General features: G+C 49.7%; 23 protein-coding genes. 4 read left to right on the plus strand and 19 right to left on the minus strand.

Going from position 1 to position 22,960, the window contains the following annotated elements; translation table 11 throughout:
* Genes WC490_01610 through nth form a run of 4 tightly spaced genes read right to left on the minus strand, consistent with a single transcriptional unit; the run spans position 1 to position 3,322 of the window.
* Positions 1 to 462 carry an OmpH family outer membrane protein gene (locus WC490_01610; GenBank protein ID MFA5097307.1) on the minus strand — a complete coding sequence of 154 codons (462 nt, stop codon included), beginning with the start codon at positions 460 to 462 and terminating at the stop codon, positions 1 to 3.
* 26 nt (positions 463 to 488) lie between these two features.
* Positions 489 to 2,276, minus strand: coding sequence for a tRNA uridine-5-carboxymethylaminomethyl(34) synthesis enzyme MnmG (gene mnmG / locus WC490_01615; protein MFA5097308.1), 1,788 nt, complete (start codon positions 2,274 to 2,276; stop codon positions 489 to 491).
* Between the two features lie 42 nt (positions 2,277 to 2,318).
* Positions 2,319 to 2,687: a DNA polymerase ligase N-terminal domain-containing protein gene (locus tag WC490_01620; protein MFA5097309.1), complete on the minus strand. Its 369-nt coding sequence runs from the start codon at positions 2,685 to 2,687 to the stop codon at positions 2,319 to 2,321.
* A complete protein-coding gene (gene nth, locus WC490_01625; GenBank protein MFA5097310.1) occupies positions 2,684 to 3,322 on the minus strand; it encodes an endonuclease III in 639 nt (212 codons plus the stop codon). Before nth ends, WC490_01620 begins: the two co-directional genes overlap by 4 nt.
* 61 nt (positions 3,323 to 3,383) lie before the next feature.
* Between nth and WC490_01630 the strand changes: the two genes are divergently transcribed.
* Complete coding sequence (locus WC490_01630; GenBank protein MFA5097311.1) at positions 3,384 to 4,433, plus strand: hypothetical protein; 1,050 nt, start codon at positions 3,384 to 3,386, stop codon at positions 4,431 to 4,433.
* A 32-nt stretch (positions 4,434 to 4,465) separates the two neighbouring features.
* Positions 4,466 to 4,891 (plus strand): PPC domain-containing DNA-binding protein, encoded by a 426-nt coding sequence (locus tag WC490_01635; GenBank protein MFA5097312.1) that lies wholly within the window; start codon positions 4,466 to 4,468, stop codon positions 4,889 to 4,891.
* On the opposite strand, the gene WC490_01640 is transcribed toward WC490_01635, so the two are convergent.
* Positions 4,892 to 6,238: a sodium:alanine symporter family protein gene (locus tag WC490_01640; GenBank protein ID MFA5097313.1), complete on the minus strand. Its 1,347-nt coding sequence runs from the start codon at positions 6,236 to 6,238 to the stop codon at positions 4,892 to 4,894.
* 129 nt (positions 6,239 to 6,367) lie between these two features.
* Here WC490_01640 and WC490_01645 point away from each other — a divergent pair, with 129 nt between their 5' ends.
* Positions 6,368 to 7,816, plus strand: a complete 1,449-nt coding sequence (locus WC490_01645) for an alanine racemase (GenBank protein MFA5097314.1) — start codon at positions 6,368 to 6,370, stop codon at positions 7,814 to 7,816.
* A gap of 3 nt (positions 7,817 to 7,819) precedes the next feature.
* Here WC490_01645 and WC490_01650 read toward each other — a convergent pair whose 3' ends face one another.
* The 12 genes from WC490_01650 to WC490_01705 form a co-directional block, all read right to left on the minus strand.
* Complete coding sequence (locus WC490_01650) at positions 7,820 to 8,350, minus strand: cob(I)yrinic acid a,c-diamide adenosyltransferase (protein ID MFA5097315.1); 531 nt, start codon at positions 8,348 to 8,350, stop codon at positions 7,820 to 7,822.
* A gap of 3 nt (positions 8,351 to 8,353) precedes the next feature.
* Positions 8,354 to 10,681, minus strand: a complete 2,328-nt coding sequence (locus tag WC490_01655; protein MFA5097316.1) for a vitamin B12-dependent ribonucleotide reductase — start codon at positions 10,679 to 10,681, stop codon at positions 8,354 to 8,356.
* Between the two features lie 26 nt (positions 10,682 to 10,707).
* Entirely contained in the window at positions 10,708 to 11,154 is a 447-nt protein-coding gene (nrdR, locus tag WC490_01660) for a transcriptional regulator NrdR (GenBank protein MFA5097317.1), read from the minus strand.
* Between the two features lie 100 nt (positions 11,155 to 11,254).
* Positions 11,255 to 13,027, minus strand: coding sequence for an adenosylcobalamin-dependent ribonucleoside-diphosphate reductase (locus tag WC490_01665; protein MFA5097318.1), 1,773 nt, complete (start codon positions 13,025 to 13,027; stop codon positions 11,255 to 11,257).
* Between the two features lie 40 nt (positions 13,028 to 13,067).
* Complete coding sequence (locus WC490_01670) at positions 13,068 to 13,310, minus strand: glutaredoxin domain-containing protein (protein MFA5097319.1); 243 nt, start codon at positions 13,308 to 13,310, stop codon at positions 13,068 to 13,070.
* The gene (locus WC490_01675) at positions 13,310 to 13,480 is read right to left on the minus strand and encodes a 4Fe-4S binding protein (GenBank protein ID MFA5097320.1); all 171 of its coding nucleotides are present in this window, start codon (positions 13,478 to 13,480) and stop codon (positions 13,310 to 13,312) included. The genes WC490_01670 and WC490_01675 overlap by 1 nt, the downstream gene beginning before the upstream one ends.
* Positions 13,481 to 13,555: 75 nt before the next feature.
* Positions 13,556 to 14,023, minus strand: coding sequence for a hydrogenase maturation protease (locus WC490_01680; protein MFA5097321.1), 468 nt, complete (start codon positions 14,021 to 14,023; stop codon positions 13,556 to 13,558).
* On the minus strand, positions 14,007 to 15,380 hold the full coding sequence (locus WC490_01685) for a Ni/Fe hydrogenase subunit alpha (GenBank protein MFA5097322.1): 1,374 nt from the start codon (positions 15,378 to 15,380) through the stop codon (positions 14,007 to 14,009). The genes WC490_01680 and WC490_01685 overlap by 17 nt, the downstream gene beginning before the upstream one ends.
* A complete protein-coding gene (locus tag WC490_01690) occupies positions 15,361 to 16,128 on the minus strand; it encodes a cytochrome B (protein ID MFA5097323.1) in 768 nt (255 codons plus the stop codon). Before WC490_01690 ends, WC490_01685 begins: the two co-directional genes overlap by 20 nt.
* Complete coding sequence (locus tag WC490_01695; protein ID MFA5097324.1) at positions 16,115 to 16,975, minus strand: FAD/NAD(P)-binding protein; 861 nt, start codon at positions 16,973 to 16,975, stop codon at positions 16,115 to 16,117. The genes WC490_01690 and WC490_01695 overlap by 14 nt, the downstream gene beginning before the upstream one ends.
* Positions 16,975 to 18,006 (minus strand): 4Fe-4S dicluster domain-containing protein, encoded by a 1,032-nt coding sequence (locus WC490_01700; protein MFA5097325.1) that lies wholly within the window; start codon positions 18,004 to 18,006, stop codon positions 16,975 to 16,977. The genes WC490_01695 and WC490_01700 overlap by 1 nt, the downstream gene beginning before the upstream one ends.
* A complete protein-coding gene (locus WC490_01705; GenBank protein MFA5097326.1) occupies positions 18,003 to 18,245 on the minus strand; it encodes a hydrogenase/urease maturation nickel metallochaperone HypA in 243 nt (80 codons plus the stop codon). Before WC490_01705 ends, WC490_01700 begins: the two co-directional genes overlap by 4 nt.
* 56 nt (positions 18,246 to 18,301) lie before the next feature.
* Between WC490_01705 and WC490_01710 the strand changes: the two genes are divergently transcribed.
* Positions 18,302 to 19,351 carry a hypothetical protein gene (locus WC490_01710; GenBank protein ID MFA5097327.1) on the plus strand — a complete coding sequence of 350 codons (1,050 nt, stop codon included), beginning with the start codon at positions 18,302 to 18,304 and terminating at the stop codon, positions 19,349 to 19,351.
* 52 nt (positions 19,352 to 19,403) lie between these two features.
* On the opposite strand, the gene WC490_01715 is transcribed toward WC490_01710, so the two are convergent.
* Both WC490_01715 and eno read right to left on the minus strand, forming a co-directional pair.
* Positions 19,404 to 21,659: a sodium-translocating pyrophosphatase gene (locus WC490_01715; protein MFA5097328.1), complete on the minus strand. Its 2,256-nt coding sequence runs from the start codon at positions 21,657 to 21,659 to the stop codon at positions 19,404 to 19,406.
* Positions 21,660 to 21,671: 12 nt separating this feature from the next.
* Positions 21,672 to 22,946 (minus strand): phosphopyruvate hydratase, encoded by a 1,275-nt coding sequence (eno, locus tag WC490_01720; GenBank protein ID MFA5097329.1) that lies wholly within the window; start codon positions 22,944 to 22,946, stop codon positions 21,672 to 21,674.
* Positions 22,947 to 22,960 lie beyond the last annotated feature (14 nt).

The following is a 22,960-nucleotide window of genomic DNA, read 5'->3' on the forward strand; positions in this document are numbered from 1 at the left end:
TTATTTGCTGTTCAGCTTGTTTATCACCATGTCGCTGATATCCATCCCGCCGTCAATGATGACCTGCTTGTCAAGAACCAGGTCAAGTCCGAGGTTCTTTTTTACGGCTTTGACCGCGGTAAGTATGTTCTGCTGCAGCTTAGATGTCAGTTCGTCATTCAGCTTCATCAGTTTTTCTCTTTTAGGAGCCAGATCTTCCTCAAGCTTTTTTGTCAGCGATTCTATTTCTTTTTCGGATTTCTTTGAGTTCTTGGCATCTTCAAGCTTTTTCTGGCTTGCTTCGAACTCTTTCTTGAATTCCCCCTCTTCTTTGGAGAGTTGGGATTGAGCCTTGTTGGTTTCCGAATATCCCTTGAAGACCTTTTGTACGTCTATAAAGCCTATGCTGGCCGGGGCAGCAAACACCGGGGAAGACAGAACTAACACGGACAGACAGATCAATAAAGCAAATCCTTTTTTCATTTAATACCCTCCCTTTTTGTTAAGTATTATACCATGTAATTTTTTGATAGTCGAGGCAAACGGCCTGCAGCCTTAAGATGGATCATCAGCACCGAAATATCGGCGGGCGATATTCCGGCGATCCGGGAAGCCTGGCCAACGGATACCGGTCTCAATCTGCTCAGTTTTTGCTGAGCTTCCCTTGAAAAGCCCTTAAGGGACAAAAAATCTATATCTTCGGGGATGGCAAGCTTCTCTATCTTTTTGAACTTTTCCACCTGCCGCAGCTGGCGCTCTATATAGCCGCGGTATTTGTCCTGTATGTCTATCTGAGCCGCCACCTGAGAGGAAAGCCCCGAGGCCCTTTTTTCAACAGCGGTTTTTTTCTTTAGGAAACAGGCATATCTTTCTTTTGACAACAGCCCGATCTTGCGGCCCTTTTCCGAAAGCCGAAGGTCGGCATTGTCCTGTCTTAGGAGGAGCCGGTATTCTGAGCGTGAGGTCAGCATCCTGTAAGGCTCGTTTATCTCTTTTGTGGCAAGGTCATCTATCAGTGTGCCGATGTAGCTTTCTTCTCTTCCAAGTATGAGCGGCTTTTTCCTTTTGACCGTTCTTGACGCGTTGATGCCGGCAATGAGACCCTGAGCCGCGGCCTCTTCGTAACCGGAAGTGCCGTTTATCTGGCCTGCCAGAAAAAGACCTTTGATGCCCTTTGTCTCAAGGGAATGCTGTATTTGAGAAGGGGGGACAAAATCGTATTCTACGGCATAGCCCGGCCGCATTATCTTAGCCTTTTCCAGTCCTTTCATTGTTCTTATGAAGGCGAGCTGGACATCTTCGGGAAGGCTTGTGGCCATTCCCTGTGTGTACATTTCAAGCGTTGATCTGCCCTCCGGTTCGATAAAGGCTTGATGGCGCTCCTTATCAGGGAACCTCACAACTTTATCTTCTATTGACGGGCAGTACCTTGGTCCGGTCCCTTGGATCTTTCCGGAGAACAGAGGAGAGCGGTCGAGGTTCTTATTTATGATGCTGTGGGTTTCCCGGTTAGTGTGGGTAAGGTAGCAGGGCAGCTGTTTCAGTTTTGCCTGAGGATTTTTTGGGACGGCAAGGCCGTATTGTCCGTATTCCCAGATAAAGGAGAACATTTCGGTCCGCTTATCCCCGGGCTGAACGGCCATTTTTGAATAATCTATGGTCCTTCCGTCAAGCCTTGGGGTAGTCCCCGTCTTGAGACGCCCAAGCTTTAGCCCCAGGGACATCAGATTTTCGGACAGACCTTTTGACGCAAATTCCCCTGCCCTGCCCGCTTCCATATGGCGCATGCCGACATGAATAATGCCGTTCAAAAAAGTGCCGGTGGCCAGAATAACGCAAGGGGCCGTATAGATGACCTGCATATTGGTCTTAACGCCCTCGACCCTGCCGCGCTTTACCAGGATTTCTGTGACGATGCCCTGCTTGAGTTCAAGGTTTTTCTGTCTTTCAATGGTGCTTTTCATCTGGGAATGATAAAGGAGTTTGTCCGACTGGGCGCGGAGGGCCTGCACTGCCGGCCCTTTGGCGGTGTTAAGCATTTTCATCTGCAGGTAAGTTCTGTCGGTGGCTATTCCTATTTCGCCGCCGAGAGCGTCAACTTCGCGCACCAACTGGCTTTTGGCCGGGCCTCCGACGGCAGGATTGCACGGCATATTGGCTATCGTGTCAAGATTTATGGTCAAAAGGAGTGTGTCGCATTTAAGCCGTGCCGCGGCCAGGGCGGCTTCGCAGCCGGCATGCCCTGCTCCGATAACAATGACATCATATGGTTCATTATGTTTGACCGCCCTAGTCATCTTACTCTAAAGTTTAGCACAGTCGTAAGGTTTTAGATGAGGTCAGCCCTTGAAGAACAGCCAGTTCTTTTTTTGCCCCTTTAGCCTTACAAGAACATATCTGCCGGACAACCTTTCCCCTTTTATGTCCACCACAATGCGGTCCTTTTCGAACTTTTCCGCCTCGTAGGAACCTTTATCCCATATTTCGACCTTTCCCGCCCCGTAATTTCCTTCCGGAATGATGCCTTCGAAGTTCTCATAGCCAAGTTCGTGATCTTCTACCTCAACCGCCAGCCTCTTTGTCCCGGCTGAGAGAGGAGGCTCTTTAGGGACCGCCCAGCTTTTTAAGACGCCGTTATGTTCCAGGCGAAGGTCATAGTGAAGATGAGAGGCGTGGTGTTTTTGAATTACATAGATCAGGGTTTTCATAAATTACAGCTAGGACATAATTTGCATACCGGACAGATCTCACACTTTGGTTTTTTCGCGTCGCAGACGGTTCTGCCGTGGCGGACCAGAAGATGGTTTATCTTTCCCCACAGGTTTTTTGGAAAAAGCTCCATGAGGTCATTTTCAACCTTTACAGGGTCGCTATGTTTTGAGAAGCCGAGCCTTTTTGAAAGCCGAAGCACATGGGTGTCCACTGCGATGCCGACATTTATTCCGTATCCGTTTGAAAGAACAATATTTGCCGTCTTTCTGGCAACACCGGGGAGGGTTTTGAGCTCTTCCATAGTCTTCGGCACTTTTCCTTTGAAGTTTTCAAGGATCCTCTGCGCCGCCCCCTTAATATTTTTTGCTTTGTTGCGGTAAAAACCGGTTGAATGAACATATTTTTCCAGTTCCGGAAGTTTTGCCTGTGCCAGGTCCTTTATTGTCCTATATCTGCTAAAAAGGGCAGGGGAGATCTTATTGACCTGCTTGTCGGTTGACTGGGCGGAAAGGATCGTGACCACCAAAAGCTGAAAAGGGGTTTTGTATTCAAGAGCTATTGTTGCCTTGGGATAGGTTTTTATAAAAATTGCGATGAGTTTATTTGCCCTGGGCCTTGAATACAGAACCATTGTTGATAGATTATAGCACCCCTGTGAAATTGGGGGCAAAAACATCCGACGAACTGACAGAATGGCAAAAATACTGACACGAGCCGAAACTCCGTTTATTAAGTATGCGGAGAGGCTGTGCGAGAGGATGGAGACCAAGGGAGGGGAGAGAAAAGTTGATCTTTGGATAAACAGAGAAGCCCTGCCATATCTGGGGAAAAGAGACATAAGGGCTATCGAACAAACAGTATCGATCAATCATGAAGTTGCAGATAATGTGAGAGCGCAGTGGTTGCCTTTGGAGCCCGCTAAAGCATGGTTTGAAGGTTCCTGGATAAAAGGGCATATGTTTGACGCAACACAACCTATAACTATACATACTGGAGACGGAGATGTCCCGTTCAATATGAAAGCCGACAGCTCCGGGATGTTTCACAGATACCAGGACGCGGGTATGCCGCAGGGAGGAGACGCTCTTTACGAGGCTGTCAATGAATTTGTCAAAACATGGGACCTGAATCGGGCTTTGGCGCGTAGCAACCGGGCCGAAACAGTTGTCACAACAAAATATCCTTTAGCATGGGGGCAGATATGGCCCGACTTTCCTTTTATTGACCGTTTTGGAGTTGAAAAGCCTTTGGGTTTTATTGCGCTCAGCTCATGGAATTGGACCGTGAGAAGAGGCTGCCCTAGCACAAGCAAGATAGTGGCTTCTCTCGAGGCCCTTCATAATAACGGATTTGTAAAACATTCGATGCACATGGGGAATCTTTCAAGCCTGAATCGTTTTGTTGTTGTTCATGACATGGGGTATGTAATGGACTATAGGGATAATATGACATTCCCGCAAATCCTGGCGCACCAGGCGATGGACCTGCTTTATGCCATAGACAAGTGGCTGGAATACATTAAGCAATATGGACTTACTGACGCAGAGGCCGCAATATATGCCAATGATATGGTCCGCCAATATTTCAAAGGACTGAATACCGGGGCAATAACAAATCCTTTTATGGACCTGTTTGGTGTTGTCAAGGGCGCTTTTAAAGCCCCCATAGTGACCATTGACAGCCCGATCGTATCTTTGTTTGCAGAGAAGATGAGCAGAGCCGGCCTGTATGGAGCTCCGTAGAATCCCGCCGAAATATAAATTATAATGTTTTAATGCACATAAAACCCAAACCCGGCCGCCTTTTTATCGGAAGATTTGAATCGGGGGAAAACCTTCTCGAAGCATTGACCTCGTTTTGCAAAAAAGAGAACATCCGTCTCGGAGTTTTTAATGTTATCGGCGCCGTCAGGAATGTAAAGCTGGGATATTATGAGCAATCAACAAAGAAATACACTGATTGCGCTTCTATCGACAAGAAGCTTGAAATTTCCAACTGTACAGGGAATATTTCATTAAAGGACGGAGAAATATTGGTCCATGCGCACATCACGCTCGCGGATTTTGAAGGAAAAGCTTTTGGCGGGCACTTAATGCCGGGTACAGAGATCTTTGCGGCAGAATATTTTATTCAAGAATTGACGGGCGGAGAACTTAACAGGGTCAAAGATGAAAAAACAGGATTGCCGCTCTGGGGCTGATCAGGAGACTTCTTCGTCGAGGCGGTTTTTCCAAAGATAATGTCTGGTTTCTTTGACTATTACCCCGCTAAGAAGCAGTAAAGAGACCAGGTTAGGAAGAGCCATGAGGCCGTTGGCTATATCAGCCGCGTCCCACACGAAAGAAAGCGAAAATACCGAACCGAAATAAACCATAACGCACCAAAGAGCCCTGTACGGGAATATCAATTTATGCCCGCCCAGATATTCAATAGCTTTTTCCCCGTAATAGGACCACCCTATAAGAGTTGAATAGACAAAAGTAAGCAAAGCAAAGGTCAACACAACGGGGCCTATGCCGAGCACACTTCCAAAAGCCGCGCTGGTAAGAAGGGGTGCCGCAAGGCCTTTCTGCCACACACCCGTGTTCACCAAAACAAGACCCGTCAAAAGACAGACGACAACGGTATCCCAAAAAGTCCCGGTAGAAGATACCAGCGCCTGTCTAACAGGGTTCCTTGCTCTAGAAGCTGCGGCTGCGATAGGAGCGCTTCCCATTCCTGATTCGTTGGAGAACAGCCCCCTGGCAACGCCGTATCTCATGGCCATAAGCCAAGAAGCCCCTGCAAACCCTCCTGCAACCCCGTGCGCCGTGAAAGCGCTGGTAATGATCAGCCGTATCGTTTCAGGAATAGATGTTATGCCGACAGCAAGAATAATAAGACAGCCGGAAATGTAAAAGATGGCCATGAACGGGACAAGAAAAGTGCACACTTTTGCGATGCTTTTTATCCCTCCCAAAATAACGGCCGCGGTCAAAACAGCCAGGACAAGACCCGAGACCTCCGGGGCAACAGAAAATGTGTCTTTCATAAGACAGGCAATAGAATTTGCCTGGACCGTACAGCCGATACCAAAAGCAGCTGCCGAGGTCAGAACAGCAAAGATAACGGCAAGCCATTTCATTTTAAGGCCGCGCTCAAGCACATACATAGGCCCGCCCGCCATTTCCCCGGTCTTTGATACGGTCCTGTATTTGACGGAAAGAAGGGCCTCGGAATATTTTGTGGCCATTCCAAAGATCCCCGTTATCCATAGCCAAAAGACAGCCCCGGGACCCCCGATAGAAACAGCCGTGGCAACACCGATGATATTGCCGGTGCCGATAGTTGCCGCTAGGGCGGTCATCAAGGACCCCATCGGGCTGACATCGCCCCTGGCTTTTTCATCTTTTTTTGAAACGGAGAGCCGGATACCTTTGCCGACATGCCTCTGGACAAACTTTAGGCGGAGCGTCAAAAAGATATGCGTGCCGAGAAGAAGCGCCAGCATGGGAGGCCCCCAGACGAGGCCGTTAAAATAGGAAAGGAACGCTTCAATATTTGGCATAGCGGATAACTTTCAAATACTACCATAATATTTATAACTGTTCAGCCCTTCCCCCCTGCCCCTCTCCAAGAGGGAGAGGGGTTAGGGTTATTGAATCCCAATCCCGGATAAAGTATTATCAGTTTATCTATGAACGACCAAGCCAATGTGATGGGGCAGCCGGTTCCTTTATGGGAAAAAGAATATGAACTGCCGCTCCACATATACAGCGCCGCGCAAATAAGAAGAAATCTCAAAGCATTCAAGAATATTTTTGCCGATAACTACCCAAAGGGTCGGGTCTGTTTTGCCGCAAAAGCATGTACACATCAGGAAACCCTGAGAATAGTCAATGAAGAAGGCTGCGGGGCCGATGTGGCCTCCTATAACGAGACAAGGTGCGCGCTTGAGGCCGGGATCCCGCCCGAAATGCTGGACCTTAACGGCAACTGCAAGGAAGACTTTCTTATTAAAGATGCAATAAACAGGGGGATGAACATCGTTGCCGACAGCCTGGAAGAGTTTGAGAACATCTGTGCAATAGCCAAGACTCTAGGCAAAACGCCCAGAGTCTTGCTCAGGATAAGCGGATACGAACTGGACGATATAACAGCGGACAGCTATTTTACTTCCGGTTTGTGGACAAAATTCGGGGTGCCTCTGCGCGATATCCCCGCCTTTATCGGAAGGCTTAAGAACTATCCTCAGATAGAATTTGCGGGGTTCCACACGCATATAGGCTCCCAGATCGCCCAGTTGGAGCCTTTTTTGGCAGTCCTTGGCAAGATGATAGAAATGTGCGGACTTATGAACTCGTCCGGCATACAATGTAAAGTCCTTAATCTTGGCGGTGGTTTCCCTGTAAGATATGTTGAAAAAGACACTTGGGATCATATTGTTCAAAGGATACGGAAGGGATATCTGGATGCGGAAGCAGGCGACCCCAAACATGTTTTTGTCTGGCACGACGGGCTCGCGGGGTTTACCACCGAGACCAACGCAAAAATACATCTTGAAAAATGGACTGGCGAGCGGTTTTATACTCCTTATCCCAAAGAAAAGATGCTGGAAGCCGTGCTTAAAGGGCAGGTCAAGGTAAACGGCAAGACAGTAAATGCGGTCAAAGCCCTGCAGGATATCGGAAGCCCGATGCTGACTATTGAGCCGGGCCGAGCCGTTGTTGAAGATGCGGGGATCACCCTTGCGAAAGTCAGCATTGTGCGAAAAGTCGCATATGAGCACGATCTGGTGACCATAGAATTAGGCGTTACCAGCCACTGCGAATCTTTGCTTGAAAAGCCTGTGCGAAAGTGGGAGCTAGCGGATAAGTCCTTTAGCAATGACGATAGGCCTTTTGAGGCCTTTATCGGAGGCAACCTCTGCTTTTCCGGGGATATGATCTCAAAATATAAGGTCTTTTTGGAAAGAAAGCCTAAAAGAGGGGATGTTCTCATCATTTATGACACGGGTGCCTATTCTTCTTCTCTTATGTCCGCCAACAGCAATTCATTCCCGCGGCCCGCGAGGGTGCTTGTTAAAGAGGACGGGACGAAGGTTGTGATGAAGCATAGGGATAAGTTCGAGCAAATCTTTTCCTGATATCTACCAATCCAACCCCTCAATCCCTTTTTCCCCCTTGTCGTAATAATGTTTTATTTTCTGCATCCTGGTGATGAGGTCGACTTTTGTTGATATTTCCGGGGGCAGGATGCGGCCGGTCAATATTAAATGGGGGACGGCGCGCGATCCCGGTACGGGCACGCGGCCGCGTGCCCCAACCAGATCAATTATATCCCCCATCGGCAACAACCCGGCCGCAACGGCATCTAATATCTCGTCCAGCACTATCAGAAAATATTTTCCGGAGGCGATCATCTGGTTTGCCATGGCAAGGCCTTCTTTGGCCTTTTTTATGTGAATATCTTTGGGCGCCCTGTCAAATACAAAGGTTTTGTCGCCGACCAGGCGGATGTCTATATTTGAACCGGACAAATATTTATATTCCCCGGTTTTGTCGCTGCCCTTCAAAAATTGCAGGACCGCGACTTTTTTGCTGTGCCCCGCGGCGCGGAGCGCATGTCCAACCGCCGCAGAGGTCTTTCCTTCGCCGTCACCTATAAAGGCTAGGATCATCTATTACCAGCATTTAGAATAGCCGCAGGCCCTGCAGATTATACAGCCTTCGCTGAATTCGACCATGTTGCCGCATTCGGGGCACTCGGGACACATGCCCGGGTTCTTGTCCCTGCCGTCGTTTATCGGCATTGCGGCTCCGGCGTAAGCAATTGGCTCAGTCTCTAACGCAGCTGTTGCCACAACCGGGTCTACCAAAAGGGCGGGCTCGGATTCGGAAGCATCGCAGTGCTTGCCGTTGCCGTTGTGAAGGTATTTTTCTATCGTCTTTCCTATGGCATCAGGGCAGGACAAAACCATGCCGCCGTTAACCCATAGGGGTGACGGACAGCGGATCCCTTTTATCTGTTTTACAATTGCCTCCCGCTCTATCCCGCACCTGAGGCAAAGTGAAATAAGCCGGCTGATAGCTTCGGACTGGGAGGCCGCACAGCCGCCGGATTTGCCCATCTTTGCAAAGATCTCGCAGAGCCCGGCCCCGTCCTCATTGACGGTTATATAAAGATTTCCGCAGCCGGTGCCGACCCGGATAGTTTTTCCTATGGTTTCGTTGGGCCGCTCGCGGGGAATGATCCCGTCCATTTTCTTTTCTTTGATCTTGGCGCTTTCAATGTTCAGGACCTGGGCTTCCCTGCTCTTGTCGCGGTATATGGTGATCCCTTTGCAGCCCTCCTTATAGGAGAACAGGTAGGAGTTCTTGACATCGTCCACTGTTGCCGACTGGCAAAAATTGACGGTTTTGGACACGGCGTTATCTACATATTTTTGGAATGCCGCCTGCATGCGGATGTGCCATTCCGCAGAAATGTCGTGGGCGGTGACAAAGACCCTTTTAACATCGTCAGGCACCTCGTCAATGTCGTGTACGCCGCCTTTTTCGGCGATCTTTTTCATCAATTCTTCACTGTAAAATCCTCTTTCTATCGCAACTTTTTTGAAGTGCGGATTTACTTCTACCATTTCCGTGTTGTCCATGACCCTTCTTATGTAGGAAATAGCGAACAAGGGCTCTACTCCCGAAGAACAGTTGGCAATAATGCTTATGGTGCCGGCAGGGGCAATTGTTGTTGTGGTGGCATTCCTGTATTTGGGGCCGTTCTGTATATCGTAAATGCTGCCCTTGAAGTTGGCGAACACGCCCCTTTCTTCGGCAAGTTTTGATGACACCTTTTTGCTTTCTTCCTGTATGAACTTCATCACTTTCTCGCCGATAGCCACCGCTTTTTTGGTGTTGTAAGGGATCTTGAGCATAATTAGCATGTCGGCAAAGCCCATCACGCCCAGACCGATCTTTCGGTTGGACTTTGTGGTTTCTTCGATCTTTTTAAGCGGATATTTGTTCATTTCTATCACATTGTCAAGAAAGCGGGTCGCAAGATGGATGGTCCTTCTCAGCTTGTCCCAGTCTATATCCGCATGGCCGGCTTCATGAAAGCGCACCATTTTGCTAAGGTTGATGGAGCCCAAATTGCAGGATTCATAAGAAAGCAAGGGCTGCTCCCCGCAAGGATTCGTGGCCTCTATCTCTCCGACCAATGGGGTCGGGTTGAAAGCGTTAAGACGGTCTATAAAGACTATGCCGGGGTCCCCGTTCTTCCAGGCCATTTCTGTTATAAGGTCGAACACCTCTCTTGCGCTGAGCTGCTTCACTTTTTCTTTTGTTCTGGGGTTGATAAGGTCATACATCCTGCCGTCCTCTACCGCGTCCATGAACTCGTCAGTTACGGCGACTGAGATATTGAAGTTGTTTATTTTGCTGTTGTCCCTTTTGCAGGTTATAAAATCAAGGATGTCGGGATGGTCGACCCTCAAAATACCCATGTTTGCGCCCCTGCGGGTCCCTCCCTGTTTTACGGCTTCGGTCGCGGCGTCAAAAACGGTCATAAAGGACACAGGGCCGGAAGAGATCCCCTTTGTGGTCATCACCATATCGTCTTTTGGCCTGAGGCTGGAAAAAGAAAAGCCTGTGCCGCCGCCGCTCTTGTGTATAAGGGCCGTCTCTTTTACTGTTTCAAAGATGTCTTCAAGCGAGTCCTTTATTGGGAGAACAAAACAGGCGGAGAGCTGCTGGAGCTCCCTGCCGGCGTTCATGAGCGTCGGGGAGTTCGGTAAAAACTCAAGGGCGGTCATCATCCTGAAGAATTCCTCTTCGTACCTTTTGGCTTCGATGGAGGAGGAGAACTTTGCCTCCGCGGAAGAAATATTTTCCGCAACCCTCTTGAAAAGATCTCCCGGTTTTTCCACGATATTGCCCTTTTTATCGCGCTTAAGATACCTTTTTTCCAGCACCTTTATCGAATTTTCGGACAGGTTCAGCTCTTCTTTTGGCATTGCAGCCTTCCTCCTTTATTTGGGGATCAAGACAGTGTTTTTATCTCTTTAACAAAATCCGAGACGCTTTCGAACTGGCGGTAGACCGAGGCAAATCTGACATAAGCCACTTTGTCAAGCTTTTGAAGTTTGTCCATCACTATCCCGCCTATGTTGACCGTTGACACTTCTCTTCCGTATTCCGAATACAGATACTTCTCGACCTCGTCCGCGATCTGTTCCACATCTTCCATTCTTACGGGCCTTTTTTCGCAGGCTTTCAAGATCCCGGAGGCCAGCTTTTCTCTGTCATAGGGCTGGCGGGTCCCATCCTTTTTCATTACATAAAGAGGCCTTTCTTCCACTCTTTCGTAGGATGTGAATCTGGCCCTGCAGGACAGGCATTCTCTTCTTCTTCTGACCGAGGAGCCCTCGCCTATGGTCCTTGATTCAATTACTTTATCTTCATCTTTTCCGCAGGCGGGGCATTTCATCCTTTAACCTCCCAAAACCCTTTATTTAGCGCGGAATTGAAGTATATCACACCACATATGTGGGGTGTCAATAGGGGTTTTTACAACTTGAAAAAGCCTGTCAGGCGCAGCAATAACCGGCGGCAGATCCTCCGGAAAAGTCGCTCTCAACCACAACTCTTCCAGTGTCTTCCGGCTTAATACAGAGCTCCTTTTCCTTTTTGCATCCGCTTCTAAAAACGGTAATGCCCTTGCATTTCAATTTGTGGGAAAGCAAAAAAATGTCCCGTACATCTTCTTTTGTCGCGCCAGGTAAAAGGTTGACCGTCTTTGACACTCCGCCGTCGGTGTATTTTTGGAAGGCTGCTGCCATGCTCACATGCCAGTGCGCCGGGATATCGAGACCCCTTGCGAAGAGAGCTTTGATATTGTCAGACATACCCTCAAGGCAGGAAACGCTTCCTTCGTTCAAGAGTATGGACTTGATGGTGTCGCTGCTCCAAAATCCGCCCTTTTTTGCGGCCTGTTCGAACATGGTATTATGCTCGGTCACTTCTTCTTTACCTCCCAATTGCCTTGCCCAGGCCACGGCAAAGATGGGCTCTATTCCGCTGGAGCACCCCGCGATGATGCTGAGCGCCCCGGTTGGCGCAACAGTGGCGACAGAAGCGTTGCGCAGCGCCTTGAATTTGTTCCTGTATATGCTTTCCTTGAATGCGGGGAATGAGCCCCTGATCTTTCCTAGTTCTTCGGAAGCGGAACGGCCTTCTTCCTGGACGAACTTCATTATCTTTTCGGCAAGAGCGACCGCTTTCTGTGAAGAATAGGGGAGCCCCAGTTTTATCAGCAGGTCGGCAAACCCCATTATCCCCAGGCCTATCTTTCTAGAGGCTTTTGTCGCTTCTTCTATTTGGGGCAGGGGATATTTTGAGGCATCAATGAGGTCATCGAGGAATCTTACCGCCAGATGAACGGTGTCCCCGAGTTTTTTGAAATCAACGCCGTCCCCTTTGGCAAACTCGCAGATAGCTATCGAGCCAAGAACACAGGCCTCGTAAGGAAGCAGGGGCTGTTCGCCGCATGGATTGGTGGCTTCTATCCTCCCCAGTTTAGGCAGAGGATTGTCCCGGTTTATCCTGTCGGCAAAAAGCACCCCCGGGTCGCCGCTTTCCCAGGCATTTTCTACCAGCTTAAGGAACAGTTCGTGAGCGTCCTTTCTTGCGCAGGGCTTTTTTGTCCTCGGGTCAATTACCGGATAGCTGCCGCCCTTTTTAAGGGAAGCCATGAACTTGTCGCTTATGAGCACCGACAGATTAAAGTTGGTCAAAGAGGCGCGGCCTTTTTTGGCCTCGATAAATTCAATGATGTCCGGATGGTCGAATGGAAGAATGCCCATATTAGCGCCTCTGCGCCTGCCGCCCTGCCTAACGGTGTCTGCGGCGGCATCAAAAAGCCGCATAAAGGATACCGGGCCCGAGGACACCCCGTGAGTGCGTTTTACTATATCGCCTTTTTTCCTGAGCCCGCCGAAGTTGAAGCCCGTGCCTCCCCCGCTCTGGTGTATCAGCGCGGCGCTCCTTAGGCAGTCAAATATCGAGGAGAGGCTATCTTCTACGGGAAGGACAAAACAAGCCATCAGCTGTCCAATGTCCGTGCCGGCATTCATAAGAGCAGGAGAATTGGGCAGGAACAGCCCGTCGCACATAAGTTCGGCAAAGCGGCGCTCGAGCTGTTTTCGTTGTAAGGCCTGGCAGTAGAGGGCTTCGGCTCCCGCAGCCGCTTTAGCCGCTCTTTGGAACAACTGCTGAGGGGTTTCGCACACTTTCCCGTTCTTATCCCTGAGGAGATATCTGTTCTTCAGCAGCGCTTCGGCGCTTTTGGATAGTTTCTTCATGCCGAAAGTTGATGGGATTGTAGCACAAAGAGGCCGAAAATTACAAGGAAAGATCGCCGGACAGCGCCTGCGCTATCTTTGTCCTGTCAAAGCCCAGGATCAATTTTCCGTCTATATCTATGACCGGGACCCCTGTCTGTCCCGTCATCTCTATAAGGCGCTTTGCGGCAGTGTTGTCCTCAAGAACATTGAATTCCTCAAAATCCAGCCCTTTTTCATTAAAGAACCGTTTTGCCTGCTGGCAGAACGGGCACAGGGGGGAAGAATATATGCGGATCGGCACTATTCTTTTATGATGGCATTCACCGGGCAGGCCTCAACGCACTTTCCGCAGTCGGTGCACTTGGCCGGGTCTATAGTATAAATAGGGTCACCGGAAGCGATCGCCTGTACGGGGCACTCCGGCTCGCAGCTTCCGCAGGCTATGCAGGAATCCTGTATTTTGTGTGACATGATAATACCTCCCTAAAATTTCAACAAAGACCATTCTACACCATGGGTGATTTTCTGACAATAGGGGCAGGCGCCTTATAAATGATCCAGATGTTTAATGATATCGTCCGCGTAGCTTTCAAGTTTTTCGGCCAGCCTTTGCGAAAGCCCGCCGCCAAAGGACACATCCTCAACCTGTATGCCTGCCGCAATGATCTCCGTTTTAAGCTCAAGGCTTTTTGACAGGGCCAGTAGCTGGCCAAGGTCTATCTGGTGGGTAGAAGACAGGTCCTCTTTGATGTTTTGCGCTTCTATTTCTTTGAGCCCGAAGATCTTCAACTGTCCCGGGCGCAGGCCAGCATTGATGCCGTCAATGATAAGGGCTCTTTTATATCCTGACAGCCTGTTTATAAGGTCTATAGCGGAGGTCCCCAGGTCAAAATAATCGAATCTGCCGTCATCGCGCTTGCGCAGCCTATCAAGTACGGCTATCCCGATGCCGTCGTCTTTTCTCAACGGGTTGCCTATGCCTATTACGGCGGTCCGGTCAGATGAATTTGACATCGAGCATGTGGGTGGAGCAGGAGATGCAGGGGTCATATGCTCTGGCAAGCATTTCCAGGTTTAATGTAATGTCTTCTGTAGAGACGCCCTGCAGGACGTTTCTACCTGCCACGCCCGCACCATTAATTAATTCCGGCACCAATTTTCTCATATCTTCCTCAAGATTAGCCATGTTCTGGTTGGTTGGTATCACGCAATTTGCGGCTGTAATCAGCCCTTTTTCATCTATCGTGTATTCATGGAACAGGGTGCCTCTGGGGACCTCGGCGCAGCCAACGCCAGTATTGGGCCTGTAGGAAGGGGTCTGATCCTTCTTTGGCCAAGAGCTTACGATAGATTTGGACTCATCAAGTCCTTCGCTAAGGACTTTTTTAAGTATCTTGATAGATTCCTCAAGACAGTGCACCCATTCAACCAGCTGAGCGGCCGTGTTCAAATACGGATTGCTGCAGGGGGCCTTTAATCCGAGTTCTTTGGCTGTATCCTTGCCCCTTTTATTCAACTGGGCAAAATTGTTGTTAAACCTTGAAAGAGCTCCGACCGCATAAGGTTTGCCTCCTATGTGGGCGACCTTTGCCCTTGAATAATCAAGCACTGTTTCACTCAAAAGGGCCCTGTAGTCTTTGTCCGTGGCCTTGCGTTGCCCGTTAACTGCAAGAGAGCCTTCGTATAGCGCGTATTCCTTATCAGCTTTAAGCGAAAGATACTGTGTCGGCCTCTCATATTCGGGGAACTCAAGGGTCTTGAACACCTTTAAGGTTTCCTCGGCGTCGCCGCGGGCTTCCAGCATCATAGAATACAACTTCTCAAGATTCTCCCTGGAAGGGAGCTTGGTAAGGCCGCCTATCACATAAGTAATGGGGTGAATGTGTCTTCCCGCCAGGACCTCGCCGGCAAAATCGCTCATTTTTTTCATGCGGAGAGCGCGCTCTATCATGGACTTGTGCGTCTTGATAAGAGGGAAAATGCTTTTGACTCCCAGAAGGTCGGGGGCAACAAGGATGTAGATATGAAGGATATGGCTGTCCAGTATTTCTGTGTTAAGGAGCAGCTTTCTGAGCATTACGGTCTGGGCTGAAGGGACTATTCCCAGGACATCTTCTCCTGCCTTAACAGAGGCCAAGGTGTGTCCGCAGGCGCATATGCCGCAGATCCTGCTGGTAATATGCTGGGCTTCCCAGATAGAGCGCCCTACAAGCATGGACTCAAAGAATCTGGGGGATTCTATGACCTGGAATTGGCATTTTTCCAAAGCGCCGTTCTTAACATCCACGACTATGCTGCCATGGCCCTCCACCCTTGTAAGGTAGTGGACATCTATCTTAACGTTCTTTGCGCTATTTGAACTCGTTGTCATATTTTGCTCCGGTGGAGTCATTATAAAGCGTGAACTTATTAAGTATGTCTTCTACTGTAAGGCCGTATTTGAGTAAAATGTCCTTCTGGGCCGAGGATGCAGGGTCGCTCAGGAGCCCCCTGCAGCCGTAGCACTTGTTGCCATTGTTTATGCACCAGGAATTGCAGCCCGCCCTGGTGACCGGGCCCAGACAATCTTCCCCCTTTTCGTAGCGGCAGACATTCTCGTTCATTTTACACTCAATGCAAACCGGATGATCGGGAACAGCATAGGGCTTTCCCAGCAGGATGCACTTGATAACGGAGATCACTTCCGGAACATAGACCGGACAGCCGTTAATGAAGTAATCAACAGACACCACCTCGTGGACAGGCATGGTCTTTACAGTGTTGACCCCTCCTGCCTTGTCCCCGTATACCGTTCTTTTTGCTTCTTCAAGCGGTTTTCTGTTCTTCATCCCGTTTATGCCGCCTATAGTGGCGCAGGCACCCAGGGCAACGACCACCTTGGCTTTTTCCCTAATGGTTTTTATCCTTTTTATGTCGTTCTCTGTGGTAATACTGCCTTCTACAAAGGCAATGTCATAATCCTGGCCGTTCTCCGACATGATCTCCCTGAAGTTAACGATATCCACCAGTTCCAAAAGCTCCAAAAGGGTAGAGCCTATATTGGCGAACTGCAGCTGGCAGCCCTCGCAGTCCGAAAAATCAAAGAACGCCAGTTTCGGTTTTCTTTCAGGCTTTTTCAAGGCATTCCCCCTTAAATTGCTTTATCTGCTCATAGGTAAAAACCGGTCCGCTCTGGCACACATAAGTTCCTTCTATCTGGCAGTGGCCGCACTTACCGAGCCCGCATTTCATCCTGCGCTCAAGAGAGACCAGTATCTGGTGGTCCGGTATCTTTTTCTCCAAAAGATGCACTATCACAAATTTATACATTACCGGAGGGCCTACTACCACTCCGTAAGTTCTTTCGGGAATGATATCCACTCCCGGTATCAGGGTCGTTATCAGCCCTACATTGCCTGCCCATTCATCGTCAGGTTTGTCCACGGTGCAGCTGAACTTTATCTCGGACCTTTTCATCCACTCGCTGGTCTCCCTGCCAAAAAGGATCTCTTTAGGGGTTTTGCATCCCAGAAGTATCTGCACATTTCCAAACTCATTCCTCTGGGCAGTGACATATCTGATAAGGGATCTCAAGGGAACAAGCCCAAGCCCGCCCCCTATGATCAAAAGATCAAAGCCCGACATGCTGTCCACGGGGAATCCTTTGCCGTAAGGGCCCCGTATCCCCACCAGATCGCCTTTTTCGAGCCTGTGAAGCTGCCTGGTGAGCGAACCCACTGCACGGACCGTCAGCTCAAAATAACCTTTGTCGGTAGGGGATGAGCAAACAGAAATAGGAGCTTCTCCAAAACCGAAGACCGAGACCATTACGAACTGGCCCGGCATATGTCCAAGCTCCCTTTTTCCTTCCAACTCTATGCGGAAAAGTTTTTCCTGCTCTCCCTCCATCCGGGTTTCAACGATCTTTCCCTTCATCTGGCCATAGGGAAAGGAGCCCATTTTTTCTAAAAGCTCTTTTCTGTCCATCACGCAACCTCTTTCAGCAGCGCGTTCACGGTCTCTTTAAGGTCGATACCGGCCATGCAGGCCCTGGTGCATCTTCCGCAGCCCGTGCAGAAATACCTGTTGAATTTGTCCGCAGGGTATTTAAATTTTCTATAATATCTGTGTCTTTGCCTTAAGTCGCGGCCTTTTCTAAAATCATGGCCCCCGGCGACTTTTGCAAAATCCTCCATTTGGCAGGAATCCCAGATCCTGTACCTTGTGCCGCTGCCAAGGTCAAGCGACAATTCGTCCTCGACATTAAAGCAGTAGCAGGTAGGGCAGACCGAAGTGCAATTGCCGCAGCCCACGCATCTTCTCCCAGTATCCTCCCATACCTTGGCGTTAAAACCTTTATCAAAGGCCTCATACACTTTGGAGACGGGAGCGTCCAATTCCTCTTTGAAGACCCGGTTCTTTTCTTCTCTGGCGCTGTCCAGCGCTTTCATGTTTGAGCTATCTGCCTTCTTGATATAGGAGAGTCCTTTTATAAGAGCTTCCCCCTTTTCGGAATTAACATGGATAATGTAGCTGTCCCCTATATCAGTAAGCATCAGATCGTAACCGCCCCTTGGCAGATGATTGCCCATAGAGGCGCATGAGGCGTGGCTGTCGCAGTATTTCATGCACTCGAAGCCTATGATGGTCATCCTGTCTTTTCTGCTAAGGTAATACGGGTCGGCCGGCTGCTCCCTAAAAACGGCATCCATGCACTGTATGCCGGCTATGTCGCAGGTGTGTACCGCGAAAAGGATGAACTCTTCGGGTTCCTTGAGGTCCCTTTCTTCCTTAAGGGTCTTTGTGTCGAACTTTGCCAGCTTCTCTTTCTGCGGAAAATAATACTTTTTTGGCGGAAGGATCGTAGGGATATAGTCCAGGCAGATCTCGCTCACATCCTTTATGGGTCTGAAAACATAGAGATTTTCTTTCTTTTTGGGGGCATAAAAGCGGGCCTTTTTCTGAAGGTGGCGGATCCATTTTTCAAGGTCCGTTTTTTTGACCAACGCGTATTTCATGCGTATTCCAGTTCGGTTATCTCAAATTCAGGGCCATAGGGGACTTCTTTAAAATCTATCTCTATGTCTTTGCCTCCCGAATTTAGGGCGGCCTGCTCAAAATGGGACAAAAAGTGTTCCCTGCTCAAGCCGGAAAATCTGGAAAGGTTAACGGATATCTTTCTGATCTTCTTGTCCGAAGCTTTTTCTTCTTCCTCAAGGTACCTTATCAAATTTTGGAACAAGTGCGCCTCGTGCATGATGAGTGTAGATATTATAGCAAATAAATGAAATTAAAATGCAAACAGGCCGATAAATGGTAGATATGGGCAAAAAGATCACAGGCCAGACCCCGCAATTCCTCTCGCATACGGCATGGCTTACAAGCGGCCCATTCTCGGTACGCCTTGGCAGACAGGTCTCGCGCCTCATGTGTTCGGACAGAGAGCTTCAGGGAATGCTGGCGCCAAAAGTGAACGGCGACGCAAGGTTGAGCCTGTTCCATGATGTCAGGACAAGGGTCCGGGAGATCTACGGAGGCATATGGACCGGGGCTGTTAATGCTTACGATACTTTCAAAACCGCTAATCCGGAATTATTTGCCCAGCTTGTTGATAAAGGGTATGTAGACAGAGCGGGAAATATGCTTCAAGGGCTGGGAAGCGTCCGCAAGGCTGCGGATATAAGAATTAATGCCGGCACATCAGAAAAAAGTCATATTTTCGATTTGCTGAGGATCTGCTTTCTTCCATTCCAGATGGCAGTAGAACACGGACTTGACACATTGCCTTGCCCGGGATACCTTATGGGGCTTGCCCAGGAATGGCCTGTAACGGATGACGAGATGTTGGGAATGGCTTTACGGCACGAGGCAGGTCACATTGCGGCAGGCTTTATTTCTGAGGAGGACATAATCGGACTTAACGGCCGGTTTTCTAGAGGTCCTTTCGAAAGAGAGGTTCTGGCCACTCTTATAAACGCATTCGAAGACAATAAAGTTGTCCGCTTCCAGCTTATGAACGGCTTTAGGGGTTCGGCCGAGGGTTATGTGGAAATTTCGATCGGTATTTTCAGGAGAAGGCTTCAGGTCATGCAGGCTCGGGACAAATGGATGATCCCGTTCCATTATCTTTCCCATGTCTTTATGGTGCCGCTTGCCTTTGAAATGGTACAGGACCCGGGCGCGGCAGATATATCAAAAAGAGTAGACAATCTATACAAGAAATATGTTGACGACAAAAGCAGGGCTCTAATAAAAAGACTGGAAGAGGCAGCAGGCCTAATTATAGAAGGTCCTGAATGGACCAGGCCGGAGGTCTTTAGTTCAATATTTGATCCCGTAGCCCTATGGGCAAAGACCCTTTAACCATAAAAAAAGGCGGCCTAAAGGCCGCCTTAAATAGTGAACTGACCAAGGGTTACAACTGCTTTTTTGCGTTCCCCCTCTTGTTCATATAGACCGCAAGAATGACCAGCAGCACGGACACTGTAATGATCACGGTCTTAACCGCCGGAGAAACCCCGTGAAATATGAGCGGCACTATCAAAAGCGCCACAAGGTTCATGACCTTGATCAGAGGGTTAAGGGCAGGGCCTGCGGTGTCTTTGAACGGATCCCCGACAGTATCGCCGATGACCGCGGCTTTGTGGGCGTCAGAACCTTTTCCTCCCAGCATCCCCATCTCAATGGCTTTTTTAGCGTTGTCCCAAATGCCGCCTGAATTGGCAAGGAGCACGGCCAAAAGCTGTCCGACCAGAATTGCTCCTGCAAGAAAACCGCCCAGCGCAGCCGTGCCAAGGGCAAAGCCGACAGCTATCGGAGTGAATATTGCAAGCAGTGCCGGGCCGATCAACTCCTTTTGTGCGGCAGATGTTACTATGTCAACGCACTTAAAATATTCCGGCTTGTTCTTCTTTTCCATTATTCCGGGTATTTCCCTGAACTGCCGCCTTACTTCTTCCACGACCATCTGGGCAGCCCTTCCCACAGCCTTGATAAGGAATGACGAGAACAGGAAGGTTACGGCGCCCCCGATAAGAAGGCCGATGAACACATCGGACATGTTCAATTGAATACCGGTCTCAAGCAGGCCGCCTTCTTCCACGAAAGACCTGAACAGGGCTATCGCAGCAATGACAGCGGTCGCTATCGCAAAACCTTTGGTAAGAGCCTTTGTGGTGTTGCCAACGGCATCAAGTTTGGAGACGATCTTTTCGGCCTTGCTTCCCTGGCCTCTGTAAGTACCGGACATTTCAAAGATCCCGTTAGCGTTGTCGGCGATCGGCCCGTAAGTGTCCATTGCCAGGATAAAACCGGTCGTTGTCAACAGTCCCAGTCCCGCAAGGGCGACCCCGTACGCCGACAGTGCCATATTGCCCCCGAAGATGGCCATGGAGGCAAAAATGGTGGCTGATATTGCGACAATAGACCAGACCGAGGATTCCTGCGCCAGAGCAAAACCGGAAAGGATCAATGTTGCCGGCCCGGACTTGGCGGACTCAACGGTCTCTTTAATGGGATTGTTCTCTGTGTGGGTAAAATAATTGGTCAGCATCTCTATTACCACTGCCAGCACTATTCCGACAAAGGTGGCAAGAGCAAACCTCCACCATTCTGCGCCCGGTATCGGATAGTTAAGATAGAGATAACAGATAGCGACAAAACCGATTATCGAAGTTATAGAGGCTACCCAAAAACCAAAATTGATCGGCTTCATCGGGTCCCCGATCTCTTCTGTGTCTTTGCCTCTGACGGACCATGTGCCTATGATGGAAGCGAACACTCCGACTGCTCTGACAAGAAGCGGGTACATGACAAGCTTCAGCGCCATAAGGGCTGCCATTCCGCCAAAAAGCGCCTGAAAGCCTTTGTCCGCAAGCGTTGCCGCTCCCAATATAAGGGCAGCGACAAGGGTCACCTCGTAGCTTTCAAAAACATCCGCTGCCATTCCGGCGCAGTCCCCGACATTGTCCCCGACATTGTCGGCTATGACCGCCGCGTTCCTGGGATCGTCCTCCGGTATGTTCTTTTCCACTTTTCCTACCAGGTCCGCGCCGACATCAGCCGCTTTGGTGTAAATGCCGCCGCCTATCCTCATGAACAGCGCAACAAGGCATCCGCCAAAACCAAAACCAACCAGGACCTTCATGGCATCCTGTTTAAAGATCAGGAATATGAGCGTGGCGCCGAGCAGCCCAAGCCCCACGGTGAACATGCCCGATACGGTACCGGCCTCAAAAGCGACCTCAAGGGCTTTCTTAAAGCTGGTAAGAGCGGCATTTGCCACTCTGACATTTGCCCTTACCGCAAGGTTCATTCCCACAAAGCCAGCCCCGGCCGAAGCAAAAGCCCCCAAAAGGAAGGCAATGGCTATGCCAAAGGGAAGCACGGGGTTATCAGGAAATACGGGGACATACATGAAATACAGTCCCACAGTGATAAGCGCTATGAATATGCCCATCACTTTGAACTGCCTTGTAAGATAAGCGGCAGAGCCTTCCTGTATGGCTTTTGCCACCTCGATCATTTCCTTAGAGCCTTGGGGCGCCCGGAGGACCTTCCAGGCCATGTAAGCTCCGTACAACAGGGCAACAAGCGCGGAAGCGAGCACCAGCCAAAGAAGACCGGATTCAAGCGGACGCAGAGCGGGCAGAACTATGGATGCTTCTGACATTTTTCTTCCTTTCTATTTATTTGCGAAGGCCTCGAGCCCGAGGTATTTTGCCTCTGTGCCGAGTTCCTCTTCGATCCTGAGCAATTGGTTGTATTTGCAGACACGGTCCGTTCTGGCGGGAGCCCCCGTTTTTATCATTCCCGAATTTGTGGCGACCACCAGGTCGGCTATAGTGGTGTCCTCGGATTCGCCGCTCCTGTGGGACACGACAGAAGTGTATTTTGCCTTTCTTGCCATTTCCATCGCGGCAAGGGTCTCGGACAGGGAGCCTATCTGATTGAGCTTGATAAGTATTGAATTCCCGGCCTTTTCCTGTATACCCTTTGAAAGAAGTTTGACATTTGTAACAAAAAGGTCGTCGCCTACCAGCTGTATCTTTTTGCCGAGCCTTTTGGTCAACAGCTTCCAGCCTTCCCAGTCCTCCTGGGCAAGCCCGTCCTCGATAGAGATTATCGGGTAGTCGGAAGCAAGTTTTTCGTAGAGATCGACCATTTCCTCTGATGAAAGAGCTCTTCCTTCGCTCTTCAATTCATATTTCCCGTTCTTATAGAATTCTGAAGAAGCGGGGTCCAGACAGATGTTTATTTGTTCTCCCGGTTTGTATCCGGCTTTTTCCACGGCCTCTACTATTGCCTTAAGCGCCCCTTCATTGGTCCCCAACGCGGGAGCAAAACCGCCCTCATCTCCTACGGTCGTGGGCTGCCCCTTTGCTTTTACGACACCTTTAAGGGTGTGATAGACTTCCGCACACATTCTCAGCGCCTCTTTAAAAGACTTTGCTCCGGTCGGGGCTATCATGTATTCTTGGAACTCCGTGTTCCATCCGGCATGAGCGCCGCCGTTGAGCACATTCATCATGGGGGTGGGAAGCACTGCAGCTTTTTTGCCGCCGATATAGGAGAAAAGCGAGATCCCCAGACCGTTCGCGGCCGCGTGTGCCGCGGCAAGAGACACGGCAAGGATGGCATTGGCGCCTAGATTTGATTTGTTTTCGGTCCCGTCCAGTTCAAGCATGGCCGCATCAATTTCGAATTGGGAGGTTACCGGCAGACCTTTAATTTTAACCTCGATCTTTGAAACATTGGCAACGGCTTTTTGGACCCCTTTGCCGAGATACCGGCCTTTGTTCCCGTCCCTTAACTCCAGTGCCTCGTGTATCCCTGTGGAGGCGCCGGAGGGTACAATAGCCCTTCCCAGTGTGCCGTTCTTTGTAATGACATCGACCTCTACGGTGGGATTGCCTCTTGAATCAAGGACCTCCCTTCCGATGACCTTTTCTATCTTCATCCCTTCGGACCTCG

It is taken from the genome of Candidatus Margulisiibacteriota bacterium, from assembly GCA_041650635.1.
GTDB lineage: Bacteria > Margulisbacteria > WOR-1 > JAKLHX01 > JBAZKV01 > JBAZKV01.